Below are 16,597 nucleotides of genomic sequence, written 5' to 3'. Positions count from 1 at the left end.
AGATCAGCGAACGGCTTGCAGCCCTACGGGGTAATGAAGAATTGATTGCTCCACCATCCTCCTGTTTGGCTCCTTTGGTTTGGAGGATGGTTTCAGGCACCTGAGTTAGGCGCCTTTTTTCGGTCAACAAGTATTCTTGTGACCCGTTTGCGGTGACGTGTTCGTCACGCAGGCTCAGAGGACACTAGGCTATTGCTGATAAGTAAAGAGCAGTGAATGGATGAACTCCCGCCAATTTCGCAAGCGTGGGAACAACATGGGCACCCGCTGCCGATAGGTCTGATACTCCTCGCCAAAACGTTCGGTCAAGGCCGACTCCTCCCGCTTCGCTAGACGGACATAAGCCAAGACGATCAGGGGAAACAACAATAACGTGATCACCGTCGGCCAGTGAATGACCTGACCGAAGACCGCTAGCATGATCCCGGTGTACTGCGGGTGGCGGACCACACCGTAGACACCCTGTGTCGCCAGCTTCCCCTCCAGACTTGTGCGGTAAACCTGAACCCAGCCCCGGATCAATAGCACTAGGCCGATCACGATAAACACGCCGCCCAACATCATTTCCAGCATGGCCCCGGTAGCACCGTAGTCCAGCATCGTTGCCCAGAGATGGCCCGAGAATCCGGTCAGCGGGAGATCGATTCCCAGAAAACCAGTCAGCAGATAAATAGTCAGTGGGAAACCATACATCTCGGCGTATAACGCGATGATGAACGCTTGCACTAAACCTGCGCCCATCCAGTCGCGCCAACTACGTGGAGCGACAAAACGGTAGAGGACCCAGGAGGCGATGAGCACCATGACCAGCACCCACCCCCAGTGCCCATAGTGCATGGAAAAGTCATTCATGATTAGGCTCCATCTCGATCAACAGCGGATCGGAACTCAGCGCCGACACTTGGAAGAAACATCGGAGCATCTGAGTAGCGATACCGCTTGAGTGCGATACCACTACTCAGACTTGGTTTCTCTCTGTCTAAGAGGGCTCAAGACCTGCGACTAAAGAAGCTGTTATTGCACTTTAGTGCTGCCTTGGGCAGGCTCACTGCCCATGTGCTTATTCATGCTTTCCATCATCGTATTGCAGTTCTTCATCATGGCTGACATCTCCTGCATCATGTCCATCATCGGCATTTTACCGCCCTCCATCATCGGCATATCCTTTCCTTTCATCATGTCAGAGCTGTCCTTAGTAGTACTCTGAGGCTGTTCAGCAAAGCTCGTGGAAATAACTCCAAGAGTTAGGATCGCGGCGAGTACGGCTGTGTAGGCAATAGAGTTACGCATGATAATTCTCCTGATCAACGACCTGGGTTTTCGACAGGCTCTGGGTAAGCAATGGCTGATCCGAAGCCTTCTGCTCGCATGCAGTTTTACCGCCCATGCTTTTCATGCAGAGCCCGATCATTAGCACGCAGGGCAGAATAGAAAGCAGAATAGGTACCGTGACTGATGCAAACAGAGTGTTCAGGTTAAAAAGCAAGGTGAACGCAATTGCAGCGGTGAGCCCTGCGAGCAGTGGGTGACGTTGCAACATACCTCTTGCGTATGGCGCTATATTCTTGGTCATGGTTAATCCTCAAAATTTTCAGTATTTATTTACATACCTCAGCCACAAAACTAACGCTCTGACGTTTCTACTGGGTCATGTAGAGCCAGCTTTTATCTCCGTCAAAGGCGTAAATTTCGAACGGCTTCTGCTGGGTGCCGTCCATGCCTGGCGATCCAGGTGGCATCCCGGCCAAGGTGATACCGCGAATTGCAGGGTGCTCTGCCAGTAATTTATTGACGGCTGTTAGCGGGACGTGGCCGCTAACAACGTAACCATCAATGGCAACGGCATGGCAGCCTGCCAAAGAGTAGGGAAGACCAGCGGCCTTGTTGATCTGCTGAAGCTGTGCAGAATCCGCGACAATCGACACCTTGAACCCACCTTCACGCAAATAGTCCGCATATTTATCGCAGCACGTACAACTTGGGTTTTTATAGAGAATGGCTTCTTCAGCAGCGTTAACGATAGGCATCGCAAGGGCAGTGAGTGCGAGTAACATCCCACCCAAAAAAGTGGATGATTTATTCACGGTAACCACCTAATCCTTTTCCGTTGACGACAAAAATATTAGTTAGTAGCCCCGAGCGACGGTCTTCATGTTCTTTTGACGGAGCTGCTGAAGAACAAGCGAGCTAGCCCTCGGCGTGATTAGGACAGGCTGGAATGTTTAGGAGGAAAAGGATCTGGAGCAACGGGCATGCGACCGAGTAAAGTTGTATAGCAGTCGTATGGAGATGACTTTAAGGCGTGCCAGATTGAAACAAGAAACGTCACTGCTCCCGTTGAGGGAATGGAACAACTTATCGAGCAAGTGACTTGGTTCGACATGTCAGGGCAGATATTCACTCTGCTGGATTCAGCAAGCATAGTCTGCGCTGCCGGGCAGTTAAGAGGAGCAGTTGACGACTCGGGTTTAAACATCAACGCTTGACCATGTGCTGCCGCTACGACAAACAGCAGCACCATGAGCAGCTTGATCAAGGTTTTATCCAGATTTTGAGCCATCACAGTGTATAGCTCCCTCAGTTTTTAAGAGTACGCCTGACCCGAGGCCAGCTCAGAAGCGCTCCAATACCACACAGCGGTTCATGCCTGATTTAAGCCTTTATGAACCATCATCCCCTTTAGATTAGGCGCTAGCTGCGTTTTCACAGCTTGCTGCACCATGCTTTTGCCCTGATTCTGATGAGCGGCAAAACGTGCAAGAACGCGGTCTCCACCGCCTTCAGCCCACACCATGGACGACAGAAGGACCGAACCGATCACAATCGCAGTCTTTATGAGCTTCATGAGACAGTCTTCTCAAACGGCTAAATGTTCAACGACAACCTAGAATAGGGTTTGCTTCTGGCTGTCGACATGAGCCCTAACACGGTGCTCATGATTTCACCCTAGATGACCTCCCTGATAAAAAGCTGAAGCGAAAATTACAATTCTGTAAGCGTCTGATGAGTTACCTCAACCACCCGAACTGGTGTTTACCGGTACCAACGCCCTTCAGCACGCCTTTAGCGAAGCTTATGACCTGCTGATATTGGACGTTACGATGCCCGGGCCAACCTCTATTCGGCGCTCATTTCCATTTCCGGACTTAAAGTGCCTAACCATGCGACAAGACAAATTATGATGACTGCCATTAAAAACTCGAGTGTCATGCTGCGACGCAAGGCATTTACCGCGGCAGAGTACTCTCCATTTCGAACTGACCGCTCCAATACCGGACTTAGGTGAAAGCGGTTCAGCGTGGCTAACACGATCATCCCGGCAAAGAGCAGGATCTTCAAAAACAGCAGCTGGCCATAAGTACTGAGCATCACTTCATCGAGGTTTGGGCCAACGATAAACAGGTAATTTACTACGCCCGTGACGCTTATGATCGCAACAATCACTCCGCCGGCCGACTCAAAGCCAGTCAGCACCCGTGCAAGAATTCGAGCTTCTTGTTCGCCCTTTAGCGATTTCAACCGCAGCAGTAGAGCGAATGCCAATAGAGCACCCAACCAGCCACCGGCGGCTAATAGGTGGAAAATGTCGGCGATGAAATGCCAGTAGCGTCGACTGCCTTCATCCATGGCACCGTGCCCTGTCCATGCCAACGTCGCCAACGCAATCGCTCCGCATACAGTGACGATCCAGAGACTGGGTGTCGGAAATCGCTTATTCAACGCGACGCCAATAATTGCCATCACCAAGGCCGCTATTCGGACCATCCAGGTCAACCCGACGTCGGTCCCCATAAGGACCATTTCAAAAATATGTTGCTGTAGCTCCATAAGCTCGGACACACCGCTCATTGCTTTCGCAAGCAACAACATCGCGGCAAGGGACAGAGCTACACCTGCAACGGAAGTACCGTAAAGAAGCGACTCAAAATTCAAGACCGTGCCCGATACTCTTTCTTTTCCCCTGAGGCTGTACAAGCCGAAAATTGCCAATCCGAATAACAGCATCAGGTCGAAATAAAGAGCAAAGCGAACCACAATATTTATTGAGTCGCTCATCAATCATTTCACTTTGAATGAGAAGTTGCCGGTGATCGGATGAGTGTCCGAGGAGACAGCACGCCATTCGACTTTGTAGGTACCGGTGGTCAAAGGTGCTGCCGGTGTAATCACCATCGTTTTCGGATCACCGCCACCAGCGACGGCAGCCTTAACACCCATTGGGGAGTTCGGCATGCCAGGCATATCGGTCATGATCAGTTTTGCACCGGAAAACTGAGTGGTGAGATTCTCAGAAAAGTGCAGTTCAATTTTCGAAGGGGCCGCTGCATTCGAGCCTTCTGCCGGAGTGGACGAAAGGAGCTTTGGATGTGCTTGAGCAACTGCACTCAGAAGCAAACCAGCGGTAAGTGCAACAGCTACGGTCGTAGTTTTAAGGAATGACATGCAAGACTCCTCACAGCAAGAGCTGTTGATTCGAGGTTTGTTTGGGAATATCTAGTTTTTACTTTTCGATTCTTGTTAAAACCACTGATGATTAGCTAGTAGCCTCCGTGTTCTAGGGCAGGTTGAACACGAGAAACTCACTAGGCTCCAACGTCACAGCGCAAGAACACGATGCCACACGAACGCAAACTGTTCGATTACATTTCAGTCAGCTTGACGCGGTGTTTGGCCTCAAATTGGCGGGCGTAGCGAGACTTAAAGACGAGACCGCGTGCCCGCGACACTAAGGTTTTCACTCATTCAAAAATAACGAGAGTGGACGCTGGGCGCAGGCTGAGAGATCGCCGTTGATCGCAAATGCGCCGTTGTTCAGCTGACCTTCAAGTCAACACTAGGAAACTCTAGATGAAAGGCCGTTTTCCCGTCACATGACGTACACCAGATCTTGCCATCATGCGCTTCAATAATTGATCGGGTTATCGACAGACCTAGCCCTGCGTTGCTTGGACTTCCTTCTCTGCGCGCTGGGTCCACGCGATAAAAACGATCAAAAAGCTTTTCAAGGTGTTCGGGGGCAATGGGTTCTCCGTGGTTCTCCACGACGACCAATACCGACATCTCCTTCTGGAGGATTTCGACACTGATCGTCTTCCCTTCAGAGGTGTAGCGAAGCGCGTTAGAGAGCAGGTTAGAAATGGCTCTGTGGAGCATAAGGACATCGCCTCGGACGCTGCCCCTTCCTGAAACCTTGAGTTCAATCCCTCGCTCATCAGCCAAAAGGCGGTAGTACTCAAGCAGTTTTTCCACGACTTCCACCAGGTCTATTGGTTTGTTCTCGTGTGTGATCAGACCGTTGTCAGATTTCGCTAGAAAAAGCATGTCATCAATCATCCGACTCATACGCTTCAAGTCATCAAGATTGGAGTACAGGTTGTCTTCGTAGTCCTCAATATTCCTTTTTCTTGAAAGCACCACTTCGGTGTGGGTCATCAAGTTGCTCACCGGGGTCCGAAGTTCGTGGGCAATGTCTGCGGAAAAGTTCGATAACCTGACAAATGCATCGTCGAGCCTGGACAACATTGCGTTAAACGACAGCACCATTTGCTGAAGTTCTTTCGGAACGGGTGCTAAGGGGATGCGCTCTTTGAGTGATTTTGCTGACATTGAGGCAGCGACCCGCGTGACCTGGCGAATGGGCCGCATGCCACTGCTTGCTACCATCCAGCCGAGTGCAGCACTGACCAATGCGCTGATCACCAACCCTATCCAAAACCATCGTTCAAGCGTCTCGAAAAAGGACATATGCTGAGTAACGTCAAAGATCAACATGACGGTCAACGGCTTGTCTTGCCCCGTCACAACGGCTTGTGCCGTCACTCCACGGAACATCTGCCCTTGCTCCCGCCACTCCCAGACGTTGTTGTTTGTGGTTGTGCGGAACTCCTTCGGAATATCTACCGGACCGGGATCAGCAAACAGCAGCTTGCCGTCACCACCGATTATTAGGGCAGTCAAATCACGGTGAGCACCCAGCAGCGCCTCCAGCTCAGGCTTAACATCACTGAATTGATCAATGCTGTTCAACCCCGTCAGAATTCTTTGAGTCGAATGGAGCTTTTCGTTCAATGCCTGCTGATCCAGCATCTTGAAATGATGCCGGCTGAGGTTATTGAAACTGAGTCCGGCTACCGTGAGCACCGCCGTTACCGCGAGCATGAACATCAGACTCATGCGAGTCGTCAGGGACATTCGGTTCATTCCGACTCCGAATCAGGTGCGTCGAGCATGTAACCCATACCCCGCGAGGTGTGAATCAGCTTGACCTCAAAATCATCATCGATTTTTGCTCTCAGTCTCCTTACCGCGACCTCAATAACATTGGTATCGCTGTCGAAGTTCATGTCCCAAACCTGGGAGGCGATAAGTGATTTTGGCAGCACCTCCCCTCGACGACGTAGTAACAGCTCAAGCAGCGCAAACTCTTTGGCCGTAAGGTCTATGCGCTTACCTCCACGAATGGCTCGGCGCTTGAGCAGGTCCACCTCCAGATCAGCCAATTTCATATAGGTTTGCGAGGGAGCGCCGTTACCCCGACGCAGCAACGTTCTGACGCGAGCCAACAGTTCAGAAAATGCGAAGGGTTTAATCAGGTAATCGTCTGCCCCGAGTTCAAGTCCTTTCACTCGATCTTCAACGCGGTCTCGCGCCGTGAGGAAGAGCACGGGAACATCTTTCCCAGATGCACGAACCTTCTGAAGTACTTCCCAGCCATCCAGCCCAGGCATCATGACGTCGAGAATCAGCAGGTCATAGGCCTCGCTCAAAGCGTGCTGAAGCGCCACTTTGCCATTGGTAAAGCGATCCACATTGAACCCCGCCTCCGTGAGTCCTTGCTCCAAATAGATACCTATTTTGGGTTCGTCTTCAGCAACCAGAAGTCTCATGAGGGTGGCTCTCGGATAATGATGAAGCGCAGTCTGCAACGAAACACGCCAGCCAACCAGCAACTGACAGAAAAGTAATATTGGCTTCAGGTAAATGTCAGCGAGCGCTGTCTAGGGTTCAAGCATGAGTACTTCCTGGTGCTCGACCGACTCTTCAGCACGAAACGTTTGGGAGCCGGAAAACAATTCCATAAGGAGTTGCCCCATGAATCGCCTGAAAATGCTGTTTTTTGTGAGCTCAATACTCGTCTCAGCTTCTGTATGGGCTGAAAGTGGCGGAGACCGCGTGATAGAGCGTATGGAAGGCCTGCGCGACAAGGCTGAAGCAGTACTGGTTCAAGCTGAAAAAGCCCCTGAAGGACAGCGACATGTCCACATGACCGAGCATATGAAGATGCTCGGCGACATCATGAGCCAACTCCATAAAGATCATCCAGACGCCTCAATGTCACCCCAACAGCACCTGGCCTGGATGGAAAAGCACGACAAAATTGCCGACGACGTTTTGAGCCAAATGCAACGTGAGCACAAATTGATGCTTTCAGAGAATCATCAGTGAGAACCGGCTTCCAAAGGGCTTTTTGAACAGTACCGTTGACTACGGCGTCTTTGGACGCCGTGTTTTTTTTGAAAACTGACAGATATGTAGTGTTCAGGTCAGTTAACTGGCAGCTCCGTGTCTTTAGCATAGCCAGTGTTCCCACTCTTACTCTCGAGGTCACTATGAAAGCTAAGCTCGTTACCCCAGTCATCGCAGCAATCACTCTACTCTTCGGTGCTACGGCTATGGCCAGCGCAGGGCATGGGAAAGAGGACATCGGCCAGCCTGGAGTCGCCTCTGAGGTTACCCGTACGGTGGAGGTCGAGATGGGCGATATTTTCTTCAAACCTGAAAGCATCGACGTAAAGCCTGGTGAAACTATTCGATTTGTCCTTCGCAATGAGGGTTCGCTGCTGCACGAGTTCAACATCGGCAAAGCCGCTGCTCATGCAGCACACCAAAAAGAAATGGCAAGCATGTTCCAGAACGGGACACTTAACCCCACCGGTACCGGGAAAACGATGAGCGGTATGAGCCACAGCATGGGTGGAATGAAGATGGTCGGAATGGAGCACAACGACCCGAACAGCGTCCTGATTGAGCCTGGCACAACCCAAGAGCTGATCTGGACCTTCAACAACAGCACAGACCTTCAGTTTGCCTGCAACGTGCCGGGGCATTATCAGTCAGGGATGGTTGGTCCGTTTGACCTGAAGTAAGCCGAAGCTGGCTGCTAACACCGCTTCGACGCACGAGTTGGCTACGCTCTGTCGCAGAGATCACAGCAACGCTTACACAGTGGGGTCTAGATCATGAATAACCATCAGCATCCGGATGGAAACACCACCGCACCATTTTGGAGGCGCAAAACAGGCGTTGTACTGATCATGCTCATTGCGATTGGTGCCTTCTACGTGTTGCGGGAGCATTTCAGCCACGTTTATCCATTTTGGCCTTATCTGATTCTGTTGATCTGTCCATTGATGCATTTTTTTGGACATGGACATGGACATGGCGGACATAACCATGGCGATCAGGCAGCAACCCATAAGGACGAAAAAGGGAAATAGCCATGCCTACCATATCGAGCCACCACGACCACAGTCACGCCCCTGCTGCTCCGCTCAATGACGATGATCTACGTGACCCGGTGTGCGGAATGGCAGTCACTTCACCAAGTAAATTTGGTGAGTCTTATCAGGGACAGACGTATCAATTTTGTAGCCTGAAATGCCAGGAGAAGTTTCGAGCTGATCCTGAACGCTACAGCGGTAATGTTTCGAGCGCCGAATCCCGCGTCACCACTCCAGTGCCTGCGGTACAAACAGGCACTGAGTTTACCTGTCCGATGCACCCGGAAATACGTCAACCCGGACCCGGCAACTGCCCTAAATGTGGCATGACATTAGAGCCGGTCATGCCCGCGCTCGATGAAGAAGAAAATCCTGAACTCCGGGATTTCGCCCGCCGCTTTTGGTGGTCGCTGCCATTAACCGTGATAGTGACCGTACTCGCCATGGCGGGACACTCGTTACAACTCCTCCATGGCTCGATCCAAAACTGGATCGAGTTCGCTCTGGCGACACCGGTGACCTTATGGGCAGGTTGGCCCTTTTTTGTAAGGGGCATAGCCTCTATAAGAAATCGCAGTCCAAACATGTGGACTTTGATTGGTTTGGGTACCGCCGCAGCCTACCTTTACAGCGTCATGGCAACGCTCTTTCCCCAAAGCTTTCCCGCTACCTTCATGCAAGATGGACGTATCGGCGTCTACTTCGAAGCCGCCGCGGTCATCATCTCGCTCACCTTGCTTGGGCAGATTCTTGAGCTCAAAGCCCGATCGCAAACCTCCGCCGCCATTAAGTCCCTTCTCGGTTTATCGCCCAAGACCGCACGCCGGATCAATGCCGATGGACAGGAGGAAGACATTCCTCTCACCCATGTTCACCTTGGAGACCATCTGCGGGTCAGGCCAGGTGAAAAGGTGCCCGTTGATGGCTCAGTACTGGAGGGTGAAAGTGCGGTGGATGAGTCCATGCTCACTGGCGAGCCAGTGCCGGTAATGAAGAGCGCTGGTGATAGCCTGATCGGCGCCACTCTGAATACACATGGGAGCTTGGTAATGGAGGCGCAAAAGGTCGGCGCCGAGACCATGCTGTCACAGATCGTACAGATGGTCGCTCGGGCTCAGCGCTCCAAAGCACCAATGCAACGAATGGCCGACTCGATTGCCGGCTACTTTGTGATGGGTGTTATCGCGATTGCAATACTGACATTTGTCGGTTGGGGGCTTTTTGGCCCTGAGCCCAGTTGGGTGTTTGGTCTGATCAACGCTGTCGCCGTGCTGATCATCGCTTGCCCCTGTGCGTTGGGTCTTGCTACGCCCATGTCGATCATGGTTTCGACGGGTAAAGCAGCCAGCATGGGTGTGCTGTTCAGGGATGCCAGTGCCATCGAAAACCTTTGCAGGATCGACACGCTGATTGTCGATAAAACAGGCACCCTGACAGAAGGAAGGCCAGTGTTTCACAGTGTGGAGGCCACACCCAGTTTCAATCCCCCCGATGTTCTTCAGCTGGCTGCCAGCCTTGATCAGGGCAGCGAACATCCCTTGGCTCATGCAATCGTCGATCATGCCCGAACCAAGAACATTAAGCTCACCAAGCCAGAATCCTTTGAGTCTGGTTCAGGTATCGGGGTCAGTGGCATCGTTGATGGCAAGAAGATCCAGCTGGGGAACACCGCGTTGATGGAAGCCGCAGGCGTGAACACCAAGCCCCTACAAAAGCGTGCAGAGTTGTTGCGCCTTGAAGGCATCAGCATCATCTATCTCGCAGTTGACGGGGCATTGGCAGGGTTACTGGCGGTCTCAGACCCGATAAAACCGACCTCCAAAGAAGCAGTCACCAAGCTCAAGGCTGATGACATCAAAATCATCATGGCTACTGGCGACGGGCTCACCACCGCCCGGGCTGTCGCCAGGGAGATGGGGATTGAAGAAGTCCACGGTGAAGTGAAACCTCAGGACAAGGAACGTCTGGTCGCAGACCTCCAGCAATACGGCCGGAAGGTCGCCATGGCTGGTGACGGTATCAACGATGCTCCGGCCCTGGCGCGAGCAGATGTGGGCATTGCCATGGGGACAGGGACTGACGTTGCGATGAATAGCGCGCAACTCACGCTGGTAAAAGGCGACCTGATGGGGATTTTACGAGCACGGGCTCTTTCGGTCGCAACAGTAAAAAACATGCGGCAAAACTTGGGTTTCGCCTTTCTTTACAACTCGATGGGTATTCCTCTTGCCGCAGGCTTGCTCTATCCACTGACAGGACATCTCCTGTCGCCCATGATCGCTGCCATAGCCATGAGCGTCAGTTCTGCATCTGTAGTTTTCAATGCATTGAGACTTAGGAATACCCGAATTGACTGAGCTTCAATGACGCTCACAACCCGAAACAGATAACTGTTGACCTTGCCATCGTGTCAACGTTGATGCTGTCGGTGCGGTGAAAAGAGACCGCTCAGCACGAGAGGAATAACCATGTTCGTCTTAGATGTATCAGGCATTGGTTGCGGCAGTTGCGTCAGCAAAATCACCAAAGCGATTCAGTCACTGGACAACGAAGCTACGGTTTCCGTGGATCGGTCAGCCGGTAAGGTGAGTGTTGAAAGCAGCGAAAGCCCAGAGCAGATTCGTAAAACTGTCGAGGCGTTAGGTTTTCCTTCTCAGATCAACGCTTGAATGCTGACACTTCCCATGGTCAGAGCCCCGTATGCAGGGGGCTCCCCTTGGTGAACCCTCAGGAGTACCGAAGCAGCCGCGTCGGCCACAATTACCGCTCGCAAGCCCTTGCGCTACTAATCACCTCGCAGAGCTTTGAGCAAACCTTTGAACGCTCCATTCAACCGAGTAAAAGCGGCGTCGAAACGTATTCCATTTTCTGCGTACTTTGCGACTTCGACCTGCTGATCGACAGTATTTTGATCAATGGCAGGTTGAGCCGGTGTGCTGTAAAGCAAAGCACCTTCGTAAATATCACCTGCTGATTCTTTTTCGGTAATGTGTTTTACATTTGTTGTTTTCAAAGAAAACGGAGTAGCAGGTGTTGCTTTTGTCTGGCTTGCAAGCACAGTAGAAAAATCTAAGTCTCGGGCCTTGAAGTTCGGTGTATCAGCGTTTGCGATATTGTTACTCAGAATCTCAGCTCTTTGGCTACGATAAATTAACGCTCTTTCTGCGGAGCCAAGCGCTTTCTCAAAACTAATACTCACAATCAATCACCCTCAGTAGCGCTACTATTTTTCAAGAACATCGAACACACATATGCAGTACCAGTGCAGAAACTAAAAAACGTTTCACCTTTGGAGTTAACAGAAACTTACAAAGTTATGCATCTCAAACAGAGACTCAGTCAATAGCGGTGTGACGTTGGAAGATCGAGACCTTACGGATTAACTAGCGTACTCCTCAAGAGAAATATCGCAACCTGACACAACTGTAATATTCACCTAAGGTTCCTGACAGGGGATGAGTCTTATAGTCCTATTGAGCCATAAGCTCTCCCCTAAGAATCATCACTTGATGTGGATTCGGGGGATTACCAATACTCATCAGAGGAAATTCAAATGAACCCCATCAAAACTTTGTTCGTCATCGCAGCCCTGACCGTCTCTTCTTTGGCAATGGCTGAAGGCGGTGGTGACCGGTCGTTCGCACGTATGGAAGCGGCTAGGAGTAATTCAATGGAATCGTATCAAGTAGCCCAAAAGCAAAGCACCCAACCTCCCATCGCAGAAAGCCAAGCCAAAGCGATGGACCACAAGAATTGCTGAATAGCTTGCTGCGCTCCCAAGCTGACAGAAATGTAATCACTGTGGTGGTTCAAATGTGGCAATTTCTGAGCTCGCTTGCCGTAAGAACTCGTTTTTAGTGACGGCGAGCGAGCTCATTCGGGCTCATATCCCCCCGAAAGAGTGCCTTCACCTATTTGTGCAACTCATTGGTTGTTTCGCACGGCTTCCCTTTTGACTGATCGGACATAAACGGCATGCATTCCAAAACCTCTAGGCGGACATTCGTTAAAGGCCTGGCCGCTGGTGGCATTCTCGGCGGCCTTGGTCTGTGGCGCACTCCTGTATGGGCAGTGACCAGCCCTGGCCTGCCGAGCGTTCTCACCGGTAACGAATTTGATCTGTTTATTGGTGAAACCCCTGTAAACATAACTGGCTCGCCGCGCACAGCCTTGACCATCAATGGTTCGTTGCCCGGACCTTTGCTGCGCTGGCGCGAAGGCGAGACGGTCACACTGCGTGTGAAAAATCGCCTAGACCAAGACACCTCCATTCATTGGCACGGGATCATTCTGCCCGCCAACATGGATGGTGTACCGGGTTTGAGTTTCCATGGCATTGCGCCCGATGGCATGTACGAGTACAAATTCAAGGTGCATCAGAACGGTACGTATTGGTACCACAGCCACTCTGGTTTGCAGGAGCAGGCAGGCGTTTACGGTCCAATCGTCATCGACTCGAAAGAGCCTGAACCTTTTCAATACAACCGCGACTATGTAGTGATGTTGACTGACTGGACCGATGAAGATCCTAGTCGCGTCATGGCCAAGCTCAAGAAGCAATCGGACTACTACAACCACCACAAACGTACCGTGGGCGACTTTATCGACGACGTCAGCAAGCAAGGTTGGTCTGCTGCCGTGGCCGATCGGAAGATGTGGGCTGAAATGAAAATGAACCCCACTGATCTCGCAGACGTCAGTGGGGATACTTACACCTATCTCATGAATGGCCAGGCGCCGAACGGTAACTGGACCGGTATTTTCAAGCCGGGCGAGAAGCTGCGCCTGCGCTTTATCAACGGCTCAGCTATGAGCTATTTCGACGTCCGCATCCCTGGTTTGAAAATGACCGTTGTGGCGGCTGACGGCCAACATGTCAAACCAGTCAGCGTCGATGAATTCCGCATCGCCGTGGCAGAAACGTATGACGTGATCGTAGAACCTTCCAGCGAAGAGGCTTACACAATCTTCGCCCAGTCCATGGATAGAACCGGTTATGCACGTGGGACCTTGGCAGTTCGAGAAGGATTAAAGGCACAGGTACCTGCGATCGATCCACGGCCGCTTTTGACCATGGATGACATGGGTATGGGCGGTATGGCGGGCATGGACCATGGCAGCATGGCTGGCATGGACCACAGCAAGATGGCCGGAATGGACCAAAGTGACATGACCGGGATGACCGGGATGACCGGCATGGACAGCGGTGACATGACTAACATGGCCGATATGGACCACAGCAAGATGGCGGGAATGGACAAAGATGACATGTCCAATATGGCCGGCATGGACCACAGCAAGATGGCAGGGATGGACAAAGGCGACATGTCCAACATGGCCGGCATGGACCACAGCAAGATGGCAGGGATGGGCAGTATGGGTGGCGAAATGCAGACTCACCCAGCGTCCGAAACCAACAACCCCTTGGTTGACATGCAAGCTATGAACCCAACGCCAAAGCTAAACGATCCGGGCATCGGTTTGCGGAACAATGGTCGTCGAGTGCTAACCTACTCAGATCTGAAAAGCACTTTCCAAGACCCTGACGGTCGCGAACCCAATCGCACCATTGAGCTTCATCTGACCGGTCACATGGAGAAATTTTCGTGGTCCTTCAACGGAATCAAATTTTCTGACGCCGAGCCGCTTCGTCTGAAGTATGGGGAGCGTCTTCGCATCACCCTGGTGAACGACACCATGATGACTCATCCCATCCACCTTCACGGCATGTGGAGCGACCTTGAGGATGAGAACGGCAAGTTCATGGTGCGCAAGCACACAATCGACATGCCACCAGGTACCAAGCGCAGCTATCGAGTCACCGCTGATGCCTTAGGTCGCTGGGCATATCACTGCCACCTGCTTTTCCATATGGAAATGGGCATGTTCCGTGAAGTACGGGTTGATGAGTAAAGGAGACGATCTGTGAGCACATACCTAAATCGTAAATCGCTGGTCGGTTGCCTCTTTGCCGTCAGCTTGATGGGTGGACTCTCGTCCGTGGCGCTGGCAGTCGAAGATAGTAGTGAGCATTCACCTGCTACTCCTGCGAAAGCAACGAGCAAACCTGCAACTGCGACAAACGAGTCAAAGCCCGATCACGGGTCAATGGACCACAGCAAGATGAGCCATGAATCGATGGATCATGACCAAAAAACCAAAAAGGCAGATTGAGATCATGACCAGTAAGTTTTTACGCCCAACGTTGATGGCACTGGCAGTCTCTACCAGTCCTGCTTTCTTTGTCATGGCTCACGCCGCTGAAGAGATGGATCACTCCAAGATGGACCATAGCAAGATGGGGGCTATGGATCACAGCAAGATGAGTATGGATGACGGGCAAATGGACGGAATGGAAAGTATGGATGGAGGGGCGACTACCAGTCGAACCCCAGTTCCCGTACTTACCGATGCTGACCGTGCAGCCGCCTTTCCAGATGTTGCTGGTCATGGTGTCCACGATAAAAAACTCAACTCCTTCATGCTGCTGGATAAGTTTGAGTACCAGGATGCTGACAACGGTAGTGCATTGGCCTGGGATGCAAAAGGATGGATCGGCGGTGACGTTGACCGACTGTGGTTGCGCTCGGAAGGCGAACGTACCAATGGCGTAACGGAAAACGCTGAACTCTCAGCACTTTGGGGGCACTCCATCGGTCCATGGTGGGATGTCGTCACCGGCGTACGACAAGACTTCAAGCCCGGGTCACCACAAACTTGGGGAGCGCTCGGTATTCAGGGCATGGCCCTCTATAACTTTGAAGCCGAAGCGACTGCCTACATCGGTGAGAACGGTCAAACCGCTGCTCGATTGGAAGGCGACTACGACATTCTGCTGACCAATCGCCTGATCTTGCAGCCGACGGCCGAAGCCAATTTTTACGGAAAAAATGATCCTCAGCGCGGCATTGGCTCCGGACTGGCCAACACCGAGGTGGGTTTGCGGTTGCGCTATGAAATAGTCCGTCAATTCGCCCCCTATCTCGGTGTTTCCTGGAATCGTTCCTACGGAAAAACAGCAGACCTGGCCAGCGATGAAGGGGGAAAAACTAACGAGGCGAAATTCGTAGCCGGTATTCGGATGTGGTTCTGAGAGACTTGAGTAACGCCACACCGAATTTTGAATAACCGAGAAGTCGCTTTCTCCACTCTAGGGTAAGCGCTTCGATTGAACCGAAGCAGCGGGATTGAACGCTCGAGTGAGGGATTGGCTTCTCCGAGGGTATCCCGACACAGCCAAGGCAAGAGGAAAAATTTATGACAGATAACTTCCGACTCTCAAGTCACTTTCTGCGTATCGCAACGTTCGCAGCGCTATTCATCGGTTCCACCGCTCAAGCAGCACAGGCACTGACAATCGATGTTCATCGAGATGCAAACTGCGGATGCTGCAAGAAATGGATTCAGCACCTTGAAGCCAATGGCTTCACCGTCATTGATCATGTAGAAACCAACATGAGCGCGGTCAAGCAGAATCTCGGTGTTGCTCCACGACTCTCGTCCTGCCACACAGCAATGATCAATGGAAAGTTTGTTGAAGGTCACGTGCCCGCCGAGCAAATCATTGCGATGAGCAAACGTGACGACCTTCTCGGGATCGCCGTTCCTGGCATGCCGGCTGGATCTCCAGGCATGGAAGTCAACGGAGAACATGATGCTTACCAGGTAATCGGCTTGTCCAAAGCAGGCACAGACCAGGTCATTGCTGAATACCCCGGAAACTAATCTGGCCCCTCAATCCTTCCCCTGCATGGTTAGCGTCATAGCCGTGCAGCGGGACACATACTGTCCATTCCGCGCTCAGCAACACGCCAAGACAATGAGCTACTGTTGGTCGCCTCTCCTGCTGTTCCCCTCAGACCCACTCTATAACACCCTCAACTAAACGATGCACACGCAGTCGAAGTGAACATCGACGATGACTCTGCACCGTCAGTCTCAGTTATGAATGGAAATTGCCTGTCAACGGATCAAAAGATCCTAGATAGCAGGTTTACCAAGCGGGGCGAACACAGGTACTGAACGAGCCCCATGAAAGACAGGACACCGTTTCCCCCTTACGATAAGGGATAGGCAAACGGTTATGTTTATGACTA

The 16,597-nt window shown here is 51.8% G+C and carries 21 protein-coding genes and 1 pseudogene; 11 read left to right on the top strand and 11 right to left on the bottom strand.

Going from position 1 to position 16,597, the window contains the following annotated elements:
- Positions 1-189: 189 nt before the first annotated feature.
- The 6 genes from AC1Q6D_RS00110 to AC1Q6D_RS00085 all read right to left on the bottom strand — a co-directional run bounded on the left by AC1Q6D_RS00110 (position 190) and on the right by AC1Q6D_RS00085 (position 2,845).
- Entirely contained in the window at positions 190-852 is a 663-nt protein-coding gene (locus AC1Q6D_RS00110) for a methyltransferase family protein (RefSeq protein WP_047535386.1), read from the bottom strand.
- Positions 853-1,014: 162 nt separating this feature from the next.
- The gene (locus tag AC1Q6D_RS00105) at positions 1,015-1,290 is read right to left on the bottom strand and encodes a hypothetical protein (RefSeq protein ID WP_047535389.1); all 276 of its coding nucleotides are present in this window, start codon (positions 1,288-1,290) and stop codon (positions 1,015-1,017) included.
- Entirely contained in the window at positions 1,283-1,573 is a 291-nt protein-coding gene (locus AC1Q6D_RS00100; RefSeq protein WP_046056980.1) for a hypothetical protein, read from the bottom strand. The genes AC1Q6D_RS00105 and AC1Q6D_RS00100 overlap by 8 nt, the downstream gene beginning before the upstream one ends.
- Positions 1,574-1,640: 67 nt before the next feature.
- On the bottom strand, positions 1,641-2,084 hold the full coding sequence (locus AC1Q6D_RS00095; protein WP_047539161.1) for a DUF411 domain-containing protein: 444 nt from the start codon (positions 2,082-2,084) through the stop codon (positions 1,641-1,643).
- A 119-nt stretch (positions 2,085-2,203) separates the two neighbouring features.
- Entirely contained in the window at positions 2,204-2,560 is a 357-nt protein-coding gene (locus AC1Q6D_RS00090) for a hypothetical protein (RefSeq protein WP_158249375.1), read from the bottom strand.
- Positions 2,561-2,641: 81 nt separating this feature from the next.
- A complete protein-coding gene (locus AC1Q6D_RS00085) occupies positions 2,642-2,845 on the bottom strand; it encodes a co-regulatory protein PtrA N-terminal domain-containing protein (RefSeq protein ID WP_047535392.1) in 204 nt (67 codons plus the stop codon).
- 184 nt (positions 2,846-3,029) lie between these two features.
- Between AC1Q6D_RS00085 and AC1Q6D_RS00080 the strand changes: the two are divergent.
- Positions 3,030-3,110, top strand: a pseudogene (locus AC1Q6D_RS00080) (DNA-binding response regulator); the annotation flags it as partial.
- 7 nt (positions 3,111-3,117) lie between these two features.
- Here the strand turns inward: AC1Q6D_RS00080 and copD are convergent.
- The 4 genes from copD to AC1Q6D_RS00060 form a co-directional block, all read right to left on the bottom strand.
- Positions 3,118-4,056 carry a copper homeostasis membrane protein CopD gene (gene copD / locus AC1Q6D_RS00075; protein ID WP_047535395.1) on the bottom strand — a complete coding sequence of 313 codons (939 nt, stop codon included), beginning with the start codon at positions 4,054-4,056 and terminating at the stop codon, positions 3,118-3,120.
- A 3-nt stretch (positions 4,057-4,059) separates the two neighbouring features.
- Positions 4,060-4,443: a copper homeostasis periplasmic binding protein CopC gene (gene copC, locus AC1Q6D_RS00070; RefSeq protein WP_019821291.1), complete on the bottom strand. Its 384-nt coding sequence runs from the start codon at positions 4,441-4,443 to the stop codon at positions 4,060-4,062.
- A gap of 369 nt (positions 4,444-4,812) precedes the next feature.
- Positions 4,813-6,201 carry a heavy metal sensor histidine kinase gene (locus AC1Q6D_RS00065; protein ID WP_047535400.1) on the bottom strand — a complete coding sequence of 463 codons (1,389 nt, stop codon included), beginning with the start codon at positions 6,199-6,201 and terminating at the stop codon, positions 4,813-4,815.
- Positions 6,198-6,887, bottom strand: coding sequence for a heavy metal response regulator transcription factor (locus AC1Q6D_RS00060; RefSeq protein WP_020795035.1), 690 nt, complete (start codon positions 6,885-6,887; stop codon positions 6,198-6,200). Before AC1Q6D_RS00060 ends, AC1Q6D_RS00065 begins: the two co-directional genes overlap by 4 nt.
- A 205-nt stretch (positions 6,888-7,092) precedes the next feature.
- Between AC1Q6D_RS00060 and AC1Q6D_RS00055 the strand changes: the two genes are divergently transcribed.
- The 5 genes from AC1Q6D_RS00055 (at position 7,093) to AC1Q6D_RS00035 (ending at position 11,170) form a co-directional block, all read left to right on the top strand.
- Entirely contained in the window at positions 7,093-7,446 is a 354-nt protein-coding gene (locus AC1Q6D_RS00055; protein ID WP_046056976.1) for a co-regulatory protein PtrA N-terminal domain-containing protein, read from the top strand.
- Between the two features lie 164 nt (positions 7,447-7,610).
- The gene (locus tag AC1Q6D_RS00050) at positions 7,611-8,147 is read left to right on the top strand and encodes a cupredoxin domain-containing protein (RefSeq protein ID WP_047539163.1); all 537 of its coding nucleotides are present in this window, start codon (positions 7,611-7,613) and stop codon (positions 8,145-8,147) included.
- A gap of 93 nt (positions 8,148-8,240) precedes the next feature.
- Positions 8,241-8,498 (top strand): DUF2933 domain-containing protein, encoded by a 258-nt coding sequence (locus AC1Q6D_RS00045; RefSeq protein WP_081997968.1) that lies wholly within the window; start codon positions 8,241-8,243, stop codon positions 8,496-8,498.
- Positions 8,499-8,500: 2 nt separating this feature from the next.
- Entirely contained in the window at positions 8,501-10,858 is a 2,358-nt protein-coding gene (locus AC1Q6D_RS00040; protein WP_081997969.1) for a heavy metal translocating P-type ATPase, read from the top strand.
- A 111-nt stretch (positions 10,859-10,969) separates the two neighbouring features.
- Complete coding sequence (locus tag AC1Q6D_RS00035) at positions 10,970-11,170, top strand: heavy-metal-associated domain-containing protein (RefSeq protein WP_046056972.1); 201 nt, start codon at positions 10,970-10,972, stop codon at positions 11,168-11,170.
- A gap of 116 nt (positions 11,171-11,286) precedes the next feature.
- Here the strand turns inward: AC1Q6D_RS00035 and flgB are convergent, their stop codons facing one another.
- Positions 11,287-11,700 carry a flagellar basal body rod protein FlgB gene (gene flgB / locus AC1Q6D_RS00030; RefSeq protein ID WP_081998022.1) on the bottom strand — a complete coding sequence of 138 codons (414 nt, stop codon included), beginning with the start codon at positions 11,698-11,700 and terminating at the stop codon, positions 11,287-11,289.
- A gap of 354 nt (positions 11,701-12,054) precedes the next feature.
- Between flgB and AC1Q6D_RS00025 the strand changes: the two genes are divergently transcribed.
- From AC1Q6D_RS00025 to AC1Q6D_RS00005, 5 genes are all read left to right on the top strand, one after another.
- Positions 12,055-12,261 (top strand): co-regulatory protein PtrA N-terminal domain-containing protein, encoded by a 207-nt coding sequence (locus AC1Q6D_RS00025; RefSeq protein ID WP_047535413.1) that lies wholly within the window; start codon positions 12,055-12,057, stop codon positions 12,259-12,261.
- A gap of 215 nt (positions 12,262-12,476) precedes the next feature.
- Entirely contained in the window at positions 12,477-14,414 is a 1,938-nt protein-coding gene (locus AC1Q6D_RS00020) for a copper resistance system multicopper oxidase (RefSeq protein ID WP_047535416.1), read from the top strand.
- A gap of 12 nt (positions 14,415-14,426) precedes the next feature.
- Positions 14,427-14,675, top strand: a complete 249-nt coding sequence (locus AC1Q6D_RS00015; protein WP_177329337.1) for a hypothetical protein — start codon at positions 14,427-14,429, stop codon at positions 14,673-14,675.
- Positions 14,647-15,594, top strand: a complete 948-nt coding sequence (locus AC1Q6D_RS00010) for a copper resistance protein B (protein WP_047539167.1) — start codon at positions 14,647-14,649, stop codon at positions 15,592-15,594. The genes AC1Q6D_RS00015 and AC1Q6D_RS00010 overlap by 29 nt, the downstream gene beginning before the upstream one ends.
- 164 nt (positions 15,595-15,758) lie before the next feature.
- Positions 15,759-16,226, top strand: coding sequence for a DUF411 domain-containing protein (locus AC1Q6D_RS00005; RefSeq protein WP_047535419.1), 468 nt, complete (start codon positions 15,759-15,761; stop codon positions 16,224-16,226).
- Positions 16,227-16,597 lie beyond the last annotated feature (371 nt).

It is taken from the genome of Pseudomonas sp. MT92 (assembly GCF_058792515.1).
The sequence above is the reverse complement of the archived record's forward strand: the minus strand, read 5'-3'. Positions and strand labels throughout refer to the sequence as shown.